Origin of the sequence: Peribacillus psychrosaccharolyticus ATCC 23296 (assembly GCF_000305495.1) — a bacterium.
Classification (GTDB): Bacteria; Bacillota; Bacilli; order Bacillales; family DSM-1321; genus Peribacillus; species Peribacillus psychrosaccharolyticus.
On record NZ_AJTN02000175.1, the window covers coordinates 1 to 2150 of the forward strand.

The 2150-nt window shown below is 33.6% G+C and carries 2 protein-coding genes; one reads left to right on the forward strand and one right to left on the reverse strand.

Features of this window, described 5'->3' with window-relative positions; all coding sequences use genetic code 11:
* Positions 1 to 201: 201 nt before the first annotated feature.
* Entirely contained in the window at positions 202 to 675 is a 474-nt protein-coding gene (locus tag WYK_RS08865; RefSeq protein ID WP_040374161.1) for a hypothetical protein, read from the reverse strand.
* A gap of 358 nt (positions 676 to 1033) precedes the next feature.
* Here WYK_RS08865 and WYK_RS23275 point away from each other — a divergent pair, with 358 nt between their 5' ends.
* Positions 1034 to 2131 carry a MerR family transcriptional regulator gene (locus WYK_RS23275; RefSeq protein ID WP_235782474.1) on the forward strand — a complete coding sequence of 366 codons (1098 nt, stop codon included), beginning with the start codon at positions 1034 to 1036 and terminating at the stop codon, positions 2129 to 2131.
* The last annotated feature ends 19 nt before the right edge of the window (positions 2132 to 2150 follow it).

Consider the following 2150-nt stretch of genomic DNA (forward strand, 5'->3'; position numbering starts at 1 on the left):
ATGTAGCTGAGACGGCGGGTTTACAAATACAAAATAATAGATAAGCTCAAAAAGCCTGTTTCAATTTGAACAGGCTTTTTGTTTATGTTAATAATAGTGTTTTATTAACAATTAGGATTTTTTAAACTAAACCTTTCTATATTTCTGTCTGTATAATAATCAGAATGGAATATAAAAATACCTTGAAGAGTTTTTCACCTTTTACGAGACAGCGTTGATCGTTTGTTTTAATTCAATAATAAGGAGGTTAATTCCTTCTAGTTCTTCCGCACCAATAAGATCATATTGAAAGGATGATATATAATCTATGTGATTTTTTATTGCTCTTAAAAAATCTAATGCTAGAACTTTTGGATTTACTTCAACAGACATAAAGTCCCCTTTTTTTATATGTAACTCAATGAATGCTCTATCTTTCACTCTCTTAATTATTAGCTTCTTATTATAACTAGCACCGTAGCCTGAATAACTTGATTGTTTTCCTGAACGTAAAAGGACAATTATTCCCTTGGTTAAGTCTCCTAAAGTCATAAGATGATGCATCGTCTCAAAATGAACTTTTTGTTCTCCATAATCAAAGCTAATTATTGCATCAAAATCAAATAAGTTTGACCAGTGCAATTGTTTTGATTGAATTTCATTAAGCTCATTTTTTTCTAATTCTATTCTTATCACAGGCATCCCCTTCCATAATCAAACATTATTATTTGTAGGTTTTCGATGGAAAAGCAGTCACAATATAACCAGATTTATCTACTATCACATGCAAATATTTTAACCCTTTTTTTCCAAATTTGCAGCTATAAGTCATATTACCTGAATTTGCCGCATGTACGACTTTTCCATGGTTAAGTGTGTAATATATTTTATCTTTTATTTGTTTAGTAGATAGATGACCCGGAAATGTTGATTTGCCCTGTGTATGCCGTTAGAATTACTCCACTTCTTTGTTACATGAGATGTATAGATATGTTTCCATCCACGTTTGCTGTTACCTTCTAATAAAATTCCTTTTGAGGTGCTACCTAACACTTTGGAACTTCCATATCTTGCAGTCGCTTCTGCTAAACTTGATTTACCATACTTTTCAAGTAATTTAAATGCCTTTGCCCCTTTGACAATTTTTCCTGCAGGAAATAATGCAATAATGGCTAATCTTCAACTAATTGGATTAAAAAAGCTAAGAAATTTGCAGAAGATACAGCTAAAGCCGGTACAAAAAGAGGTAGCGGATTTACTACAAGTCTCCAAGGCAACGGTCTATCATTATGGAAAACAGAAGAAAATTACTAAAATTCAAGATCCGCATCGGCTCCATAAAGAGGCCCGTTATGAAAAAGGGGAAGTAGATCGATTAGTGTATGAAAAACAAGCTTTACCTACAGGCATGAGCCCAAATAATGTCGCCAAAAAATTGGGCGTATCCGTACAAAGCGTTTATAAGTATATACAAGATGGATTAATCAAAGCTACGGCTGTTCCTTATGGGGATGAGCGTACGATCTATGTCATATCTGAAACAGCCTATGAGGAAGCAGCGGGGGTATTGAAATCATCTGAATCTCAACGGCCAAAACGATTTGAATATTATCAGCCTAGTCAAGATATTGTCTTATTTCAGAAATTCCATTCAAACAAGGTGCCTGAAGCACGTGTTATACGAAATAAGGATAATGAATGGGGGTTTTACTTAGCAAATATTCAAAAGTGGTTGCCATTTGAAGAAGGGATAAGGGAGTATCAGTTAGAACCAGTCTATCCCATTCATCAATCCACATTTGAACTTAATGGATATATAGAGTTAGAAATACCGAAAGATGTTATTGTATTTTATCCGTTTTTGGACTATTTATTAGAAACATGGGGTATGGAAAACATACGATTACGGGAGCAGGGTAATAGGATAGTACTCTTTATTCGAGCCGGGCAAAAGCCATTTTTTAATAAAGGTTTCTTAGTGGATGATATCCGACCATTTTTAATAAAAGGTAACATCTACTATGAAGAGGGGCAGCTGATTTTACGAAGTTCTTATAGAAAAACTAGTTTGGAATTACCTATTGATTTATTAGAAAAGATAACAGAGTATGCTGAACAAGAATCGATTAGTATGAGTAAGTGGATCGAGTAAAAATTAGAATCACTACTAA